The sequence below is a fragment of the Variovorax sp. P1_H2 genome (assembly GCF_056405295.1).
On sequence record NZ_JBFUCJ010000088.1, the window covers coordinates 12726 to 31987 of the forward strand.

The following is a 19262-nucleotide window of genomic DNA, read 5'->3' on the forward strand; positions in this document are numbered from 1 at the left end:
TCTCAGGGCGCCAGCCGCTTCAGCATCTCGCGCGTCACCAGCACCACGCCGCCTTCGGTGCGCTCGAAGCGCGCGGCGTCGGCCGCCGGGTCCTCGCCGATCACCATGTCGTCCGGGATCACGCAGGCGCGGTCGATCACGACCTTGTTCAGCCGGCAGCCGCGGCCGACCTCCACGTCCGGCAGCAGGACCGCCTCGTTGACCTCGCAGAAGGAATGGATGCGCACGCCCGAGAACAGCACCGAACTGCTGACCTTGGAGCCCGAGACGATGCAGCCGCCCGAGACGATGGTGTTGACCGTCATCCCGTGCTTGCCGTCGCGGTCGAGCACGAACTTGGCCGGCGGCAGCTGCCGCTGGTAGGTCCAGATGGGCCAGTCGGTGTCATAGATGTCGAGCTCGGGAGTGATCGAGGCCAGGTCGAGGTTGGCTGCCCAGAATGCATCAATCGTGCCCACGTCGCGCCAGTAGGCGTTGGCGCCGGGCCCGCGGCTGGCGCGGGTCACGCAGGACATGCCGAAAGGATGGGCCAGCGCCCGGCCCTCGGCGACCGCCCGCGGAATGATGTCCTTGCCGAAGTCGTGGCTCGAATCGGGGTTGGCGTTGTCTTCCTCGAGCAGCCGGTAGAGGTATTCGGAATCGAAGACGTAGATGCCCATGCTGGCCAGCGCGATGTCGGGGTTGCCCGGCATGGCCGGCGGATCGGCGGGCTTCTCGAGGAAGGCGGTGATCTTGCGGTCGTCGTCGATCGCCATCACGCCGAAGGCCGTGGCCTCCATGCGCGGCACCTCGATGCAGCCGACGGTGCAGCCGCGGCCGCTGGCGACGTGGTCGATCAGCATGATCGAGTAGTCCATCTTGTAGATGTGGTCGCCGGCCAGCACCACCACGTAGTCGTGCGGCGTCGACCGGGTCTGGATGATGTCGAGGTTCTGGTAGACCGCGTCGGCCGTGCCGCGGTACCAGTGCTCGTCGCCGACCCGCTGCTGGGCCGGCAGCACGTCGACCATCTCGTTGAGTTCGGCGCGCAGGAAGCTCCAGCCGCGCTGCAGGTGGCGCATCAGCGAGTGCGACTTGTACTGCGTCACCACCGCCATCCGCCGAATGCCCGAGTTGAGGCAGTTCGACAGCGCGAAGTCGATGATGCGGAACTTGCCGCCGAAGTAGACCGCCGGTTTGGCTCGCCGGTCGGTGAGCTGCTTGAGCCGGGAGCCGCGGCCGCCGGCCAGCACCAGCGCGATGGTGCGGCGAACGAGTTGGTGGGCCTGCAGGGTGGGTTGCGCGACATCTTCCATCGGTTGCCTCCATTGGTTTTCTCGGTGATTCCAGCCTAGCACCGCGGTGCGCGAAGTGTCATGTTCTTGCGACCCAGAGGCTGCCGCGGGGCAGTGTCCGGGTGGGGTGGAAGGATTCGGCGGCCGCCGCGTCGACGGCCGGGTCGCTGGCCAGCCGGTGCGTCCAGCGTCCCGGCGGCAGGGTGAATTCGACGTCGGCGCCGCCGGCGTTCAGCAGCAGCAGCCAGCTCTGAGCCGGAGCCGGCGCCTCGAACAGGATCGCCAGCGCATGACGGTCGCCGCGCTGCCAGTCCTCGCTGCGCATGGCGTGGCCTTCGGGCGCCAGCCAGCGCAGCGCGGTCGCGCCCGTTGCGGGCTCGGCCGGCCACCATCGCGTGCTGCGCAGGGATTCGGCCTCGCGGCGCAGCGCCAGCAGGCGCGCGATGTAGGCGGCCATGCCGGCGTCGGCGCGCGCCCAGTCCAGCCAGGTCGTGGTGTTGTCCTGGCAATAGGCGTTGTTGTTGCCGCGCTGGGTATGGCCGATCTCGTCGCCGGCCAGCAGCATCGGCGTGCCCTGGGAGAGCAGCAGCACCGCCAGCAGCACGCGCTGCAGGCGTCGGCGCTCGGCCAGCACCCGCGGGTCGTCGGTGTCGCCCTCGACGCCGCAGTTGCGGCTCAGGTTGTGGCTGCTGCCGTCGCGGTTGCCTTCGCCGTTGGCAAGGTTGTGGCGTTCGCTGTAGCTCAGCAGGTCGCGCAGGGTGAAGCCGTCGTGCGCGGTGATGAAGTTGATGCTGGCGCTCGGGGCGCGGCCGTTGCGCTTGAAATCGTCGCTCGAGGCCGTGAAGCGATGCGCGAATTCGCCGACGGCCTCGCAGCGCCGCAGCCAGAAGCCGCGCTGGGCATCGCGGAAGCGGTCGTTCCATTCGAGCCAGCCGGGCGGGAACTCGCCCAGCCGGTAGCCGCCCGGGCCGATGTCCCAGGGTTCGGCGATCAACAGCGTGCGCGACAGCACAGGATCCTGCGCGACCGCCGCGAGGAAGGGCGCGCGCGGGTCGAAATGGCCGTCGGCGCCGCGTGCCAGCACCGGCGCGAGGTCGAAGCGGAAGCCGTCGACGCCGAGTTCGCAGACCCAGTAGCGCAGGCTGTCCATGACCAGCTGCAGCACGCGCGGCTCGGCCAGGTTCAGGCAATTGCCGCAGCCGGTCCAGTTCTGGTAAGCCGCGCGGTCGTCGGGGCGCAGGTGGTAGTAGAGCGCGTTGTCGATGCCGCGCAGGCTCAGCGTCGGCCCCAGCGCGTCGGTCTCGGCGCTGTGGTTGTAGACCACGTCGATCACCAGCTCCATGCCGCGCGCGTGCACTGCGTCGGCCAGGGCGCGGAACTCGCTCGCCGGCGTGCTGCCGGGGCGGCCGCTCCAGTAGCGCACTTCGGGCGCGAACCAGCCGATCGAGCTGTAGCCCCAGTAGTTGCCGAGGCCCTGCGCGAGCAGGCGCGACTCGTCGGCGCGCTGCTGGACCGGCATCAGGCTCAGCGTGGTGACGCCGAGGCGCTCGAGATGGTCGAGCACCGCCGGCTCCGCGAGGCCGGCATAGCTGCCGCGCAAGCCCTCGGGAACGTCCGGATGCAGGCGGGTCTGGCCACGCACGTGGACTTCGTAGAGCACGCGGTCGCCGGCCGGGATGCGGCTGCGCCCGGGCGGTGCCGCGGGCAGTGGCGCCGCGACGCGGGCCTTGAGCGCGATCGCCGCGTTGTCCCGGGTGTCGCGCCGCTCCGGGTGCGCAGGGTCGTGGCCGAGGAACAGGTCTTCGCCGCCGTAGCGGCCCACGATCTCGCGTGCGTAGGGGTCGAGCAGCAGCTTGGCGGGATTGAAGCGCAGCCCCTCGCGGGGCGCCCACGGGCCGTGGACCCGCCAGCCGTAGACCAGGCCCGGCCGGGCGCTCGGCAGGCGGGTATGCCAGACGCCGTCGGTGCAGGCCGTCAGCTTGAGGCGCTGCTGTTCGTGCGCGCCGCTGCTGTCGAACAGGCACAGCTCGACTTCCGTGGCGTTCGGCGCGGCGAGCGCGAAATTGACGCCTTCGGGGCTCGGCGTGGCGCCCAAGGGCAGGGGCGTGCCGTCGATCATGCGCGGCACCCCGGCCTCACGCCAGCACCCACATCAAGGTTCCCAAGGGCGGCACCGAGATCACCATCGACCGGGCCCGGCCATGCCAGGGCACGGCTTCGCTCGCGATCGGCCCATTGCCGACGCCGCTGCCGCCGTACACGGCGTTGTCGGTGTTGATGAGTTCGCGGTAGGTGCCCTCCGCGGGCACCCCCAGCCGATAGCCGATCCGCGGAACCGGCGTGAAATTGCACACCGCCAGCACGAAGCGGCCGTCGCGCGCCCGCCGCACGAAGGAGAACACCGAATGGTCCGCGTCGTCATGGCAGATCCACTCGAAGCCCTCGGTCTCGCAGTCGAGTTCGTGCAGCGCCGGGAAGTGGCGGTAGACGTTGTTGAGGTCGCGCACCAGCCGCCGGATGCCGTGGTGCGCCGGCTGTTCGAGCAGGTGCCAGTCGAGGCTGTGGTCCGCGTTCCATTCGGCGAACTGGGCGAATTCGCCGCCCATGAACAGCAGCTTCTTGCCCGGGTAGGCCCACAGGTAGCCATAGAGGTTGCGCAGCCCGGCGAACTTCTGCCAGTTGTCGCCGGGCATGCGGCCGATCATCGAGCCCTTGCCGTGCACCACCTCGTCGTGCGACAGCGGCAGCACGAAGTTCTCGCTGAAGGCGTACATCAGGCCGAAGGTGATCCGCTGATGGTGGTGCTTGCGATAGACCGGGTTGATGCCGGCGTAGGCCAGCGTGTCGTTCATCCAGCCCATGTTCCACTTGTAGTGGAAGCCGAGGCCGCCGTCCTCGGGCGGCCGCGTCACGCCGGGGAAGCTGGTCGACTCCTCGGCCAGGGTCACGGCGCCCGGCCGCTCGATGCCGACCACGCGGTTCATGCGGCGCAGGAACTCGATCGCCTCCAGGTTCTCGCGTCCGCCGAGCGCGTTGGGCACCCATTCGCCGGCCTTGCGGCTGTAGTCGCGGTAGAGCATCGAAGCCACCGCGTCGACCCGCAGGCCGTCGACGCCATAGCGCTCGAGCCAGTAGAGCGCGTTGCCGACCAGGTAGTTGCGTACCTCGGTCCGCGCGAAGTTGAAGATCAGCGTCTGCCAGTCGTTGTGGAAGCCCTCGCGCGGGTCGGCGTACTCGTAGAGCGCGGTGCCGTCGAAGTTCGCGAGGCCGTGCGCGTCGGTCGGGAAGTGCGCCGGCACCCAGTCGAGGATCACGCCGAGCCCGGCCGCATGCGCGGCCTCGACGAAATGGCGGAAATCGCCCGGCGTGCCGAAGCGCGAGGTCGGCGCGTAGAGGCCGATCGGCTGATAGCCCCAGGAGCCGTCGAAGGGATGTTCGCTGACCGGCAGCAGTTCGATGTGGGTGAAACCCATGTCGCGCGCGTAAGGCACCAGGGTGTCGGCCAGCTCGCGGTAGTCGAGCCATTCGTGGCCGTTCTTGCGCCGCCAGGAGCCGAGATGAACCTCGTAGATGCTGACCGGGGCGTCGCGGCCATTGGCTTCGGCGCGTCCGGGCGGCAGACGGACCGGCGCCGGCAGGGGCTGCACCACGCAGGCGGTGTCGGGCCGCAGCCGGGCCGAGAAGCCGAAGGGATCGGCCTTGCGCAGCACCTGGCCCTGCGCCGACAGGATCTCGAATTCGTAGCTGTCGCCGGGCGCCACGTGGGGCGCGAAGATCTCCCAGACACCGCATTCGCGGCGCAGCCGCATCATGTGGCGGCGGCCGTCCCATTGATTGAAGTCGCCGACCACCGAGACCCGGCGCGCGTTCGGCGCCCAGACCGCGAAGGCGACGCCACGCACGCCGTCGATTTCGCGCAGGTGGGCGCCGAGCTGTTCGTAGGGCCGCAGGTGCGTGCCTTCGGCCAGCAGCCAGACATCGGTTTGGCCCAGCACCGGCGGGAAGCGATAGGGGTCCTCGAGCGCCGACTTGTGCGCGCCCCAGTCGACTTCGAAGCGATAGCCGAGCCGGGCCTGCGAGGCCGGCACCAAGGCGGCGAAAAGATCGGTGTCGCCCTGGCGGTCGAGTTCGGCCAGCGGCCAGCCCGAGCCCGAGTGCAGCACCGCGACGGACTGGGCGCCGGGCAGCAGCGCGCGCACCCACAAGCCCTCGTCCGTCTGGTGCGGACCCAGCACGGCGAACGGGTCGCCATGCTCGGCGCGCATCAAGGCACGGACTTCGGCGTCAGGCAGCATGCAGGGGCTCTCCCATGAAAACGCCGAAGGGCGGCAGCGCGAGTGCGCGGCCATCGAGCTCGGCGCCGGCGAACGGCGATCCGGCCAGCGGCTGCAGGGCCTGCGCCAACTGCAGCGTCGCCGGCGTGTCTGACAGATTGAACACCGCCTGCAGCGCCTTGTCACCCTCGCGCCGTTCGAACCACAGCAAGGGCTCGGGCGCCTCGAGGAATTTCATGCGGCCGGTGCGCAGCAACGGCCGCGTGCGGCGCCAATGCAGCAGTGCCCGGCTGTAGTGCAGCATCGACTGCGGGTCGCCGGCCTGCTGGTCGATGGCCAGCGCCAGGTGGGCCTCCGGCACCGGCAGCCAGGGCAGGCCGTCGGTGAAGCCGCCGTGGGGCTGGTCGGCCCGCCACGGCATCGGCGTGCGGCAGCCGTCGCGGCCCTTGAACTCGGGCCAGAAGGCGCGGCCGTACGGGTCCTGCAGCAACTCGAAGGGCACCTCGGCCTCGGGCAGGCCGAGTTCCTCGCCCTGATAGACGCTGGCGCTGCCGCGCAGCGACAGCAGCAAGGTCAGCCAGAGCCGGTCGCGCCGGGTGTCGACCGGGCCGGTGGCATTCCACCGGCTGGCAACGCGCGGCACATCGTGATTCGAAACCGCCCAGCAACCCCAGCCGTCGGTCTTGGCGAGCGCGGCGTCCAGCGCCTCGACCTGGGCCCGCAGGTGGCGCGCGCTGTGTTCGCTGGTCAAGAGGCTGAAGCTGTAGGCCAGGTGCAGCCGCTTCCCGCGCTCGGTGTAGCGGGCCATCACGGGCGGCGCGTCCTCGTCGCCGACCTCGCCGAGCGCCACCGCGCCGTAGCCGTCGAGCAGCCGGCGCAGCCGCTCGAGGAACAGCAGGTTCTCGGGCTGGCTCTTGTCGTGCAGGTGCTGCTGCATCGCGTAGGGGTTGTCGGCCCGCACCGTGCTGACTTCGCCGCCGTTCGCGGGCGGGTTGTCGCGCAATCGCGCATCGTGGAATTGATGGTTGCAGGCATCGAAGCGGAAACCGTCGACGCCGCGCCGGCACCAGAACTCGACCTCGCCGAGTAGCGCTTCCTGCACTTCGGGGCAATGGAAATTGAGGTCGGGCTGCTCGGCCAGGAAGCTGTGCAGGTAGTACTGGCGCCTGCGCGAATCCCATTGCCAGGCCGATCCGCCGAACACCGACAGCCAGTTGTTCGGCGCCGTGCCGTCGGGCTTGGGGTCGGCCCAGACGTACCAGTCGGCCTGCGGATTCGTCCGGTCGGCCCGGCTGGCCGCGAACCAGGCGTGCTGGTCGGAGGTGTGGGACAGGACCTGGTCGATGATGATCTTCAGGCCGAGCCCGTGGGCCCGGGCCAGCAGGGCGTCGAAATCCTCCAGGGTGCCGAAGATCGGGTCGACCGCCCGGTAGTCGGACACGTCGTAGCCGAAATCCTTCATCGGCGAGCGGAAGAAGGGCGAAATCCAGATCGCGTCCACCCCCAGCCCGGCCACATGGTCCAGGGTGCCCGTGATCCCCGGCAGGTCGCCGATGCCATCGCCGTTGCTGTCCATGAAGCTGCGCGGGTAGATCTGGTAGATCACCGCGCCCCGCCACCAGTCGTTGACCATGCCTCTGCCTCTCGGATACGAAAATCATTGTGGCATGCGAGAAGCATGCCGCTCGCCCCCAGGTTGCCCGGCACGAAGTGCAGGCAACCTGGGGGCGAGCAACAGAACCCCGCGATAATCCAACTTCCCCCGGCCGCCTGGCGCCGGGCTGTTGTCGAGTGCCCATGAACCCCAGCTACAAACCCGCCGATGTCGAGTCCGCCGCCCAGGCCCACTGGACCGCGGCCGATGCCTACCGCGTGACCGAGGACGCGCGCAAGAAGAAGTACTACGCCTGCTCCATGCTGCCTTACCCCAGCGGCAAGCTGCACATGGGCCACGTGCGCAACTACACGATCAACGACATGCTCACGCGCTACCTGCGCATGAGCGGCTACAACGTGCTGATGCCGATGGGTTGGGACGCCTTCGGCCTGCCGGCCGAGAACGCCGCGCTCAAAAACGGCGTTCCACCGGCGAAATGGACCTACGAGAACATCGGCTACATGAAGGGCCAGCTGCAGGCCATGGGCCTGGCGATCGACTGGAGCCGCGAGATCGCCACCTGCGATCCGAGCTACTACAAGTGGAACCAGTGGCTGTTCCTCAAGATGCTCGCGAAGGGCATCGCCTACCGCAAGACCCAGGTGGTCAACTGGGACCCGGTCGACCAGACCGTGCTGGCCAACGAGCAGGTGATCGACGGCAAGGGCTGGCGCACCGGCGCCACCGTCGAGCGGCGCGAGATCCCGGGCTATTACCTGAAGATCAGCGACTACGCCGAGGAACTGCTCGAGCACACCCAGCACAAGCTGCCGGGGTGGCCCGAGCGCGTCAGGCTGATGCAGGAGAACTGGATCGGCAAGAGCGAAGGCCTGCGCTTCGCCTTCACGCACAAGATCAAGGACGACAAGGGCCACCTGATCCAGGGCGGCCGCATGTACGTCTTCACGACCCGTGCCGACACCATCATGGGCGTGACCTTCTGCGCCGTGGCGCCCGAGCATCCGCTGGCCACCCATGCCGCGAAGACCAACCCCAAGGTCGCGGCCTTCATCGCCGAGGCCAAGGGCGGCGGCACCACCGAGGCCGAGCTCGCCACGCAGGAAAAGAAGGGCGTGCCCACGGGGCTCACCGTGACCCACCCGATCACCGAGGAACCGATCCCGCTCTGGGTCGGCAACTACGTGCTGATGAGCTACGGCGACGGTGCCGTGATGGGGGTGCCGGCGCACGACGAGCGCGACTTCGCCTTCGCCAACAAGTACGGCATCGAGATCATCCAGGTCGTGCTGGTCGACGACGAGCCGCACTTCGACTACCACCGCTGGCAGGACTGGTACGGCGACAAGCAGCGCGGCGTGACCATCAATTCCGACAACTTCAGCGGCATGCACTACCCGGAAGCGGTGAAGGCGGTGGCTCATGCGCTGGGCCAGAAGGGCCTGGGCGAGACGCAGACCACCTGGCGCTTGCGCGACTGGGGCGTGAGTCGGCAGCGCTACTGGGGCACGCCGATCCCGATCATCCATTGCGAGGCGCACGGCGCGGTGCCGGTGCCCGAGAAGGACCTGCCGGTCGTCCTGCCGACCGATTGCGTGCCCGATGGCTCGGGCAATCCGCTGGCCAAGCACGAGGGCTTCCATGCCGGCGTCGTCTGCCCGGTCTGCGGCAAGCCCGCGCGGCGCGAGACCGACACGATGGACACCTTCGTCGACAGTTCGTGGTACTTCATGCGCTACTGCGACCCGAAGAGCGACGACGCCATGGTGGCCGACGGCGCCAAGTACTGGATGCCGATGGACCAGTACATCGGCGGCATCGAGCACGCGATCCTGCACCTGCTCTACGCGCGCTTCTGGACCAAGGTGATGCGCGACCTCGGCCTGGTGAAGGTCGACGAGCCCTTCAGCAAGCTGCTGACGCAGGGCATGGTGCTGAACCACATCTTCTTCCGGCGCGGCGAAAAGGGCGGCAAGGAGTACTTCCCGCCTTCCGAGGTCACGCCCGAGCTCGATGCCCAGGGACGCATCACGGGCGGCACGCTGGCCGACGGCACGCGGGTGGAGTACGGCGGCGTTGGCAAGATGGGCAAGACCGAGCGCAACGGCGTCGATCCGCAGGACCTGATCGAGAAGTACGGCGCCGACACCGCGCGCCTCTACACCATGTTCACCGCGCCGCCGGAGGCGACGCTGGAGTGGAACGACGCCGCGGTCGAGGGAAGCTACCGCTTCCTGCGCCGGGTCTGGAACTTCGGCGTCGCGCAGCATGCGGCTGCGGCCGAGGCCGGCGCGGCTGCGGCCGGCCCGCCCGTGTTCGGCAAGAACGCCAAGGCGCTGCGCCACGAAATCCATACCGTGCTGCGCCAGATCGACTACGACTACCAGCGCATGCAATACAACACGGTGGTGTCGGGCGCGATGAAGCTGCTCAATGCCCTCGAGGGCTTCAAGCCGGCCGCGGCCGACGCCGGCGATCGCGCCGCCGTGCGCGAGGGCTTCGGCATCCTGCTGCGCTGCCTCTACCCGGCGACGCCGCACATCGCGCATCAGCTCTGGCTGCAGCTCGGCTACGACAAGGACCAGGGCGACCTGCTCGATGCGTCCTGGCCGACGGTCGATGTCAGCGCGCTCGAGCAGGACGAGATCGAGCTGATGCTGCAGATCAACGGCAAGCTGCGCGGCTCGCTGCGCGTGCCGGCCGCGGCCAGCAAGCCGGAGATCGAGAAGATCGCGCTGGCCTGCGAAGCCTTCGTGCAGCACGCTGCGGGCGCGGCCGCCAAGCGCGTGATCGTGGTGCCGGGCCGGCTGGTCAACGTGGTGCTATGAGCCGGGCGATCGGACGCTCGCCGCTGCCGCGGCGCGGCTTTCTGGCGGTCGCGGCTGCGCTGGCGCTGGCGGGCTGCGGCTTCGAATTGCGCAAGGCGCCGACCTTTGCCTTCAAGAGCATCGCCGTGACGGGCACTTCCCCGTTCTCGAACTACCTGCGGCGGCAGCTCAAGGCTGCCGGAACCGTGGAGGTGCTGCCCGCAGACCAGGCCGAGAAGGCCGAGGCGGTGCTGGAGCTCCTCGGCGAGAGCCGCAACAACATCGTGCTGTCGACCACGACCGACGGCCAGGTGCGCGAACTGCAGCTGATCCTGACCCTGCGCTTCAAAGTGCGCGGCTCGGGCGGCAAGGAGCTGCTCGGACCGACGGAGATTCAGCAGTCGCGCGACATCACCTACAACGAGACTGCCGCACTCGCCAAGGAAGGCGAGGCCGAGCTTCTGTACCGCGACATGCAGAACGACATCGCCCAGCAGGTGCTGCGCCGGCTCGCAGCGATCAAATGACGCTCGCCCCCAGGTTGCCCGGCACTGCGTGTCCGGGCGCCCACCCCCTGCCGGGGGCAACACCAGAGGCCCGGCGAAGCCGGTTCCTCGGTGTTTCACCAACGGGCCTGGCTGCGCCGGCCGGCACGCCGGCGCCTTGTCGGTTTTTGGGCTAGGCGCTGATGCAGCTGAATCCTTTGCAACTGGCCGCCCACCTCGCGAAGCGGGTGGCGCCGCTTTACGTCATCCATGGCGACGAGCCGCTGCTGGCGCAGGAGGCGGCCGATGCGATCCGTGCCGCGGCACGTGTCCAGGGCTACACCGAGCGCAGTTCGTACACCGCGGCCGGCGCCCATTTCGACTGGAGCGCGGTGCTGGCGGCCGGCGGCTCGCTGAGCCTGTTCGCAGATCGGCAGATCGTCGAGATCCGGATCCCCTCGGGCAAGCCCGGCAAGGACGGCAGCGCCGCGCTGCAGCAGATCGCCGAGGCCGCGCCCGGCAACGACAGCACGCTCACGCTGGTGCTGCTGCCAAGGCTCGACAAGGCGACCCGGAGCGCGGCTTGGTTCGCTGCACTCGAGAACCATGGCATCAGCCTGCAGATCGATGCCGTCGAGCGTGCCGCGCTGCCGCAGTGGATCGCCCAGCGCCTGGCGCTGCAGGGCCAGCGCGTGAAGGCCGGCGAGGAAGGCCAGCGGACCTTGCAGTTCTTCGCCGACCGGGTCGAGGGGAACTTGCTGGCGGCGCACCAGGAGATCCAGAAGCTCGCGCTGCTGCACCCCGAGGGCGAACTCGGCTGGGAACAGGTCGAGGGCGCGGTCAACAACGTCGCCCGCTACGACGTCTTCAAGCTGTCGGAAGCGGTGCTCGGCGGCAATCCCCAGCGCGTGTCGCGCATGCTTGATGGCCTGCAGGCCGAGGGCGAGGCCGAGGTGCTGGTGCACTACACGCTGGCCGAGGACATCCGGGCACTGAAGCGCGTGAAGGATGCGATGGCGGCCGGCCGGCCGTTGCCGATGGCACTGCGCGAGAACCGCATCTGGGGCCCGCGCGAGCGCGCCTTCGAGCGCGTGCTGCCGCGGCTCGACGACCGGGCGCTGGCCCGAATGCTGCGCGCCGCCCACGTGGTCGACGGCATCGTCAAGGGCCTCAAGCAGCCTGACTGGCCGGCCAACGGCTGGCAAGCCCTGCATCGGCTGGCGCTGATGCTGTGCCGCGCCTGCGGACCTAGGGGATGACCCCCCGAAGCGCCTGGCGGCGCCTCCCCCCAAGGGGGGCAACACCAGCGGCCTGGCAAAGCCAGTTCCGCGGTGTTTCACCAACGGGCCTGGCTGCGCCGGCCGTCAAAAGAGACGGCGCCGTACTTTTTTCGGCTGTGCGCAGCGCGCCCGTTGGTGGGCAGTCGCGGAACCGGCTTTGCCGGGCCGCTGACTGCGCCCCCGGCAGGGGGTGGGCGCCCGGACACGAAGTGCCGGGCAACCTGGGGGCGAGCCACATTCCCCGCCGCCTTTGGACCTCGCGGCACAATCCGGGGATGAATACCTTGAATGTCTCCGAGTACGTCCAGACGCTCGGGCTGCAGGCCAAGCTCGCTTCGGCCCTGATGGCACGGGCGGACGCCGCCACCAAGAACAAGGCGCTGAAGGCGCTGGCGCGCCGGCTGCGCGCCGCCGGCGCGCCGCTGGCCGAGGCCAATGCGAAGGATCTGTCGCGGGCCGAGGGCGCCGGCCTGTCGGCGCCGATGGTCGACCGCCTCAAGCTGACGCCGAAGGTCATCGAGACCGTGGCGCAGGGCTGCGAACAGCTGGCCGCGATGTCCGACGTGATCGGCGAGGTCATCGGCATGCGGCAGCAGCCCAGCGGCATCCGGGTCGGCCAGATGCGGGTGCCGATCGGCGTCTTCGGCATGATCTACGAGAGCCGCCCCAACGTGACCATCGAGGCCGCGAGCCTGGCGATCAAGAGCGGCAACGCGGCGATCCTGCGTGGCGGCTCCGAGGCGATCGAATCGAACAAGGCGCTGGCCCGGCTGGTCGCCGAGTCGCTCGAGGAAGCCGGCCTGCCGGTCGATGCCGTGCAACTGGTAGCCACCACCGACCGCGAGGCCGTGGGCCAGCTGATCGCGATGCCGCAGTTCGTCGACGTCATCATCCCGCGCGGCGGCAAGGGCCTGATCGAACGCATCAGCCGTGACGCGCGGGTGCCGGTCATCAAGCACCTCGACGGCAACTGCCATGTGTACGTCGACCACACGGCCGAGCTCGACATGGCGCTGAAGATCGTCGACAACGCCAAGACCCAGAAGTACAGCCCCTGTAACGCGGCCGAGGGCCTGCTGGTGGCCTCCTCGATCGCCGAGACCTTCCTGCCCGAGATCGGCGCCATCTTCGCCGCCAAGGGCGTCGAGATGCGCTGCGATCCGGCGGCGGCGCAGATCCTGCGCGCGGACGGCGCGCACCTGCCGGCCGACAAGGTGGTCGATGCGGTCGAATCGGACTGGTCCGAGGAATACCTGGCCGCGGTCATCAGCATCAAGGTGGTGGAGGGCGTGGACGAGGCCATCGCGCACATCAACCACTATTCGAGCCACCACACGGATGCGATCGTCACGCGCGACCACATGAACGCCCAGCGCTTCCTGCGCGAGGTCGATTCGGCCAGCGTGATGGTCAATGCGAGCACCCGGTTCGCCGACGGCTTCGAGTTCGGCCTCGGTGCCGAAATCGGCATCAGCACCGACAAGTTCCATGCGCGCGGGCCGGTGGGGATCGAGGGCCTGACCTCGCTGAAGTACGTGGTCCTGGGGCAAGGCGAAGTAAGGACTTGAGCCCCGACGACCGGCCGGCGTAGCCTGGCCCGTTGGTGAACACCGCGGAACTGGCTTTGCCAGGCCGCTGGTGTTGCCCCCGGCAGGGGGTGGGCGCCCGGACACGAAGTGCCGGGCAACCTGGGGGCGAGCCACACCTTTAGCTTGTGTTCAGGGCGTCCGCCCCAAAATCTACAATCCCCGTTCTAGCTCAGGCACAAATCCAACAAGGCCGCCGCATGGTCCCCCATCTCGTCACCGCCCTGACCGGCCCGATCAACGAACTCGAGCAGCGCGTGCTCGACTCGACCCCTGCCATCGAGCGTTGGTTCCGGCTCGAATGGATGGAGCACACGCCACCGTTCTACAGCTCGGTCGACATCCGCAACGCCGGCTTCAAGCTGGCGCCGGTCGACACCAACCTCTATCCGGGCGGCTGGAACAACCTGACGCCGGAGATGCTGCCGCTGTCGGTGCAGGCGGCCCAGGCCGCGATCGAGAAGATCTGCCCCGAGGCGCGCAACCTGCTCGTGATCCCCGAGAACCATTCGCGCGACACCTTCTACCTGGCGAACGTCGCGCAGTTGGTGCGCATCTTCCACATGGCCGGGCTCAACGTGCGGGTCGGCTCCATCGACCCGGCGATCAAGTCGCCGAAGAAGATCGAGCTGCCCAACGGCGACACGGTCTGCCTGGAGCCGGTGGTGCGCAGCAAGCGCCGCCTGGGGCTGAAGCACTTCGACCCCTGCACCATCCTGCTCAACACCGACCTGTCGGCCGGCACGCCGGGCATCCTCGAGGACCTGCACGAGCAGTACCTGCTGCCGCCGCTGCACGCGGGCTGGTCGGTGCGCCGCAAGAGCAACCACTTCCACAGCTACGAAGAGGTGTCGAAGCGCTTCGGCAAGCTGCTGGGCATCGACCCCTGGCTGATCAACCCGATGTACGCCAAGGCCGCCGACGTCAGCTTCGCGACCGGCCAGGGCATCGATGTGCTGACCAGCCACGTCGACGCGCTGCTGACCAAGGTCCGCCGCAAGTACAAGGAATACGGGATCAACGAGAAGCCCTTCGTGGTCGTCAAGACCGACAACGGCACCGCCGGCCTGGGCGTGATGACGGTGCGCGACGCCAAGGAGATCGAGGCCCTGGTTCGCCGTCCGCGCGCCAGCAAGGCGGGCGCCTCCAGGGAGGGCCAGGAACCCGGCGACCTGATCGTCCAGGAAGGCGTGCTGACCAACGAGCGGGTGCACAACGGCGTCGCCGAGCCAGTGGTCTACATGATGGACCGCTATGTCGTCGGCGGCTTCTACCGGGTGCATGCCGAGCGCAAGCCGGACGAGAACCTCAACTTGCCGGGTGCCAGCTTCGTTCCATTGGCATTTTCGGAAAGTGCGCACTTACCACAACCCGGTGCCAAGCCCGGTGCGAGCGCGCCCAACCGCTTCTACATGTATGGCGTGATCGGCCGGCTCGCGATGGTGGCGGCCAGCTACGAACTCGAGGCCACCGACCCGGATGCCGAGGTCTATGAATGATTTCGGACTACAGCTTGCGGACCGGCGCGGCAACGGCAAAATAGCGGCCCCATAACAACGCAAACGACAGGGTGGAAGGCGATTCAGCGGCCGAAGCGGGCCGTACCAGCGCCCCGCGGTGTGCTGCACGCCGGCGACCCTTTGCAGCCATTCCGTGTCCGCCCCTAAATCCTCCTCCGCTGCGCTGATCCTCGCGGCCATCGGTGTCGTCTACGGCGACATCGGCACGAGCGTCCTGTATGCGGTCAAGGAGGTGTTCGGCCACGGCCACGTCCCCTTCACCACCGACAACGTCTACGGCATCCTGTCGATGTTCTTCTGGACCTTGACGGTGATCGTCTCGCTGAAGTACGTCGTGCTGGTGTTGCGCGCCGACAACGAGGGCGAAGGCGGCCTGGTGGCGATGCTCGCGCTGGCCTCGCAGGCGGTGACCGGCAAGCCCCGGCTGCGGCAGGTGCTGCTGGTGGTCGGCATCTTCGGCACCTCGCTCTTCTATGGCGACGGCGTGATCACGCCGGCGATCTCGGTGCTGTCGGCGGTCGAGGGCCTGGAGGTGGTGTCGCCGCAGTTCCGGCACTACGTGATCCCGATCACGCTGGTCGTGCTGTTCGGCCTGTTCGTGGTCCAGAAGCGCGGCACGGCGGGCATCGGCCGCTTCTTCGGTCCGATCACGCTGGCCTGGTTCTTCGCCATCGCGGTGCTCGGCGTGTCGCAGATCCTCACCCATCCCGAGATCCTCAAGGCGATGAGCCCGCATTACGCGCTGCGCTTCATGTGGAACAACCCGGTCACCAGCTTCATCATCCTGGGCGCGACCGTGCTGTGCGTGACCGGCGCCGAGGCGCTCTACGCCGACCTCGGGCACTTCGGCAAGAAGCCGATCCGCATCGCCTGGTTCTCGGTCGTGATGCCGGCGCTGACGCTCAACTACTTCGGCCAGGGCGCGCTGCTGCTCGAGAACCCGCTGGCCGTGAAGAACCCGTTCTTCATGATGGCCCCCGAATGGGCGCTGCTGCCGCTGGTGTTTCTGGCCACGGCGGCCACGGTGATCGCGTCGCAGGCCCTCATCACCGGCGCCTTCAGCGTCACCCGCCAGGTGATCCAGCTCGGCTACCTGCCGCGCATGAACATCGAGCACACCAGCGTGCGCACCGCCGGCCAGATCTACATCCCCTTCGTCAACTGGGGCCTGTTCGTGGCGATCGTGCTGGCGGTGGTGATGTTCCGCTCGTCGAGCAACCTGGCGGCGGCCTACGGCATCGCGGTGACCACCGACATGCTGATCACCACGGTGCTGACCTTCTTCGTGATCCGCTACGCCTGGAAGTACCCGCTCGCCCTGTGCATCGCGGCCACCGGCGCCTTCTTCTTGGTCGACTTCCTGTTCTTCGCCTCGAACCTGCTCAAGCTGTTCGAGGGCGGCTGGTTCCCGCTGCTGATCGGCGGCTCGATCTTCATGCTGATGCTGACCTGGAAGGAAGGGCGCCGGCTGATGGGCGAGACCCAGCTGGCCGAGGCGATCGACCTGCGCGGCTTCCTCGACTCGGTCTTCGTGAGCCCGCCGGCGCGGGTCGATGGCACGGCGGTCTTCATGACCGCCGAGCCGGGCGTGGTGCCCAACGCGCTGCTGCACAACCTCAAGCACAACAAGGTGCTGCATGACCAGAACCTGTTCGTGACGGTGCGCAACCACGAGGTGCCGTGGATCCCGATGGACAAGCGCATCGAGATGGAGGCGCTGGGCCACCACTGCTGGCAGGTGGTGGTGCACTACGGCTTCAAGAACGAGATCGACCTGCCGCGCGCGCTCGAGCACGCGCGCATGCGCGGCTGCCAGCTCGAGCCGATGGCGACCAGCTACTTCCTGTCGCGCGACGTCGTGATCCCGACGCTGGGCAGCGGCATGGCGCCCTGGCGCGAGAAGCTGTTCGCGCAGATGCATCACAACGCGAGCGGGGCGGCGGACTTCCTGGGTCTGCCGAACAACGCGGTCGTGGAGCTCGGCTCAAAAATAGAAATTTAGCTCGCCCCCAGGTTGGCTCACTTCGTGTAGCCGCCCACCCCCTTCCGGGGGCAACACCAGCGGCCCGGCAAAGCCGGTTCCGCGGTGTTCCTGGAAGGGTGCGGCGACACAGCGGCACAATCCGACGATGCGTTTTTTCAAGGACCTGAGCCTGTCGGCTTTTACCGCCGGTTTCGTCGCCGTGCTGGTCGGCTTCACGAGTTCCGTGGCGATCGTGTTCCAGGCCGCGCAGGCCTTCGGCGCCACGCCCGAGATGATCTCCTCCTGGATGTGGGCGCTGGGCCTGGGCATGGGCCTGGCCTCGGCGCTGCCTTCGCTGTGGTGGCGCAAGCCCGTGATGATCGCCTGGAGCACGCCCGGCGCCGCGGTGCTGGCGGTCGCCGGCGCCGGCTTCAGCATGAACGAAGCGGTCGGCGCCTTCATTGTCTGCGCGCTGCTGATGGCCCTGGCCGGCGCCACTGGCTGGTTCGAGCGGGTGATGAACAGGATCCCGATGGCGCTGGCCTCGGCGTTGCTGGCCGGCGTGCTGGCGCGCTTCGGGCTGCAGGCCTTCGTCGCCGCCCAGACCGCGCTGCCGCTGGTGCTGCTGATGCTCGGCGCCTACCTTGCGGGCAAGCGGCTGCTGCCGCGCTATGCGGTGCCGCTGACCCTGGGGGTCGGCATCGCCTTCGCCGCGGCGCGCGGCGAGCTGGCGTGGAGCGCGGTGCATTTCAGCCTCGCGCTGCCGGTGCTCACGATGCCGGTCTTCAGCTGGCAGGCGGTGGTCAGCCTCGCGCTGCCGCTGTTCGTCGTCACCATGGCGTCGCAGAACCTGCCGGGCGTGGCCGCGATCCGCGCCGCGGGCTACGAGCTGCCGGTGTCGAAGCTGATCACGATCAGCGGCCTTTTCACATTGGTGCTGGCGCCCTTCGGGGCCTTCGCGCTGAATCTCAGCGCCATCACGGCCGCGATCTGCATGGGGCGCGAGGCGCACGAGGACCCGGCGCGGCGCTACACCGCGGCGGTCAGCTGCGGCGCGATCTACGTCGTGATCGGCCTGTTCGGCGCCGCCGTCACGGGTCTCTTGACCGCCTTCCCGAAGGAACTGGTCGCGACCATCGCCGGCCTGGCGCTGCTCGGCACCATCGGCGGCGGGCTGGCCGCGGCGGTGCGCGACGAGCCGCACCGCGAGGCGGCGCTGATCACCTTCCTGGTCACGCTCTCGGGCGTCACGCTGGTGGGCATCGGCTCGGCCTTCTGGGGCGTGGTGGCCGGTGCCCTGGCCCTGGCGATCCAGCAGTTCGGCCGCAAACCCCACGCCGGCACGGACATCGCGTCTGCCTGCAAGATCCGGCTCGACGAGCGATCGGGCACCTCGGGGCCGGCCGCGACATCCCCCTCAACGGCAACGGCTCCGACTGCCGGAAAGACCTCCTGACATGCACATCCTCTTTGTTGCCGACCCCCTGGATCATTTCAAGATCTACAAGGACACCACCTTCTCGATGATGCGCGAGGCCCAGCGGCGCGGCCACACGCTGTCGGTCTGCGAACCGCGCCACCTGGGCTGGCGGCGCGGCGGGCTGGTGACCGCGAAGGCGCGCGCGATCGTGCTGACCGGCGACCCCGACGACTGGTACCGCGAGGAGCCGGCCGAGGAGCGGCCGCTCAAGGGCTACGACGTCGTGCTGATGCGCAAGGACCCGCCCTTCGACGCCGAGTACATCTACGCCACCCACCTGCTCGAGCAGGCCGAGCGCGAGGGCGCCCGCGTGGTCAACAAGCCGCGGGCGCTGCGCGACCACCCGGAGAAGCTGGCGATCATGGAGTTCGCCGAGTTCACCACGCCGACGCTGGTGACGCGCGATGCGGCGTCGGTGCGCGCCTTCCACGCCGAGCACCGGGACATCATCCTGAAGCCGCTCGACGGCATGGGCGGCATGGGCATCTTCCGCGTCAAGGCCGATGCGCTGAACCTCGGCTCGATCATCGAGACGCTCAACAAGAACGGCGCCGAGACGATCATGGTGCAGCGCTTCGTGCCGCAGATCTCGGAAGGCGACAAACGGGTGCTCGTGATCGGCGGCCGCGCCGTGCCCTACAGCCTGGCGCGCATCCCGCAGGGCACCGAGGTGCGCGGCAACCTCGCGGCCGGCGGCAAGGGCGTGGCCCAGCCGCTGACCGACGACGACCGCCGCATCGCCGAGACGATCGGCCCGGTGCTGAGCCAGCGCGGCCTGCTGCTGATCGGCCTCGACGTCATCGGCGGCTCGCTGACCGAGATCAACGTCACCAGCCCGACCTGCTTTCAGGAGATCACCGAGCAGACCGGCTTCGACGTGCCGGCGATGTTCATCGATGCGCTGGAAGCGCATGTGAAATCGTGAAGGTCGAGCGCATCGCCGCGTTCTCCGACGGGGAGGTCGGCGGCAATCCGGCC

General features: G+C 68.7%; 11 protein-coding genes and 1 pseudogene. 8 read left to right on the forward strand and 4 right to left on the reverse strand.

All coding sequences use genetic code 11. The features are described 5' to 3' along the window. Positions 1-2: 2 nt before the first annotated feature. From glgC to AC1D2E_RS25135, 4 genes are read right to left on the reverse strand one after another with little or no spacing between them, the layout of a single operon-like run. Complete coding sequence (glgC, locus tag AC1D2E_RS25120; RefSeq protein ID WP_478199916.1) at positions 3-1295, reverse strand: glucose-1-phosphate adenylyltransferase; 1293 nt, start codon at positions 1293-1295, stop codon at positions 3-5. Between the two features lie 58 nt (positions 1296-1353). Beyond that, positions 1354-3393, reverse strand: a complete 2040-nt coding sequence (gene glgX, locus AC1D2E_RS25125) for a glycogen debranching protein GlgX (protein WP_478199917.1) — start codon at positions 3391-3393, stop codon at positions 1354-1356. A 16-nt stretch (positions 3394-3409) separates the two neighbouring features. Then, entirely contained in the window at positions 3410-5569 is a 2160-nt protein-coding gene (gene glgB / locus AC1D2E_RS25130) for a 1,4-alpha-glucan branching protein GlgB (RefSeq protein ID WP_478199918.1), read from the reverse strand. Beyond that, positions 5559-7181: an alpha-glucosidase gene (locus tag AC1D2E_RS25135; RefSeq protein WP_478199919.1), complete on the reverse strand. Its 1623-nt coding sequence runs from the start codon at positions 7179-7181 to the stop codon at positions 5559-5561. Before AC1D2E_RS25135 ends, glgB begins: the two co-directional genes overlap by 11 nt. Before the next feature lie 164 nt (positions 7182-7345). Here AC1D2E_RS25135 and leuS point away from each other — a divergent pair, with 164 nt between their 5' ends. The 8 genes and pseudogenes from leuS (at position 7346) to gshB (ending at position 19209) form a co-directional block, all read left to right on the forward strand. Then, complete coding sequence (gene leuS / locus AC1D2E_RS25140) at positions 7346-9991, forward strand: leucine--tRNA ligase (RefSeq protein WP_478199920.1); 2646 nt, start codon at positions 7346-7348, stop codon at positions 9989-9991. After that, positions 9988-10497, forward strand: a complete 510-nt coding sequence (locus tag AC1D2E_RS25145) for an LPS-assembly lipoprotein LptE (protein WP_478199921.1) — start codon at positions 9988-9990, stop codon at positions 10495-10497. Before leuS ends, AC1D2E_RS25145 begins: the two co-directional genes overlap by 4 nt. Positions 10498-10658: 161 nt before the next feature. Continuing rightward, on the forward strand, positions 10659-11714 hold the full coding sequence (gene holA, locus AC1D2E_RS25150; protein WP_478199922.1) for a DNA polymerase III subunit delta: 1056 nt from the start codon (positions 10659-10661) through the stop codon (positions 11712-11714). Between the two features lie 296 nt (positions 11715-12010). Next, positions 12011-13303, forward strand: a complete 1293-nt coding sequence (locus tag AC1D2E_RS25155) for a glutamate-5-semialdehyde dehydrogenase (RefSeq protein ID WP_478173070.1) — start codon at positions 12011-12013, stop codon at positions 13301-13303. Between the two features lie 218 nt (positions 13304-13521). Further along, positions 13522-14820: a glutamate--cysteine ligase gene (gshA, locus tag AC1D2E_RS25160; RefSeq protein WP_478199923.1), complete on the forward strand. Its 1299-nt coding sequence runs from the start codon at positions 13522-13524 to the stop codon at positions 14818-14820. A 154-nt stretch (positions 14821-14974) separates the two neighbouring features. Further along, a complete protein-coding gene (locus AC1D2E_RS25165) occupies positions 14975-16843 on the forward strand; it encodes a potassium transporter Kup (RefSeq protein WP_478199924.1) in 1869 nt (622 codons plus the stop codon). Between the two features lie 73 nt (positions 16844-16916). Beyond that, a pseudogene (locus AC1D2E_RS25170) lies at positions 16917-18260 on the forward strand (benzoate/H(+) symporter BenE family transporter); the annotation flags it as partial. A 1-nt stretch (position 18261) separates the two neighbouring features. Next, a complete protein-coding gene (gene gshB, locus AC1D2E_RS25175) occupies positions 18262-19209 on the forward strand; it encodes a glutathione synthase (protein WP_478199925.1) in 948 nt (315 codons plus the stop codon). Positions 19210-19262: the final 53 nt, after the last annotated feature.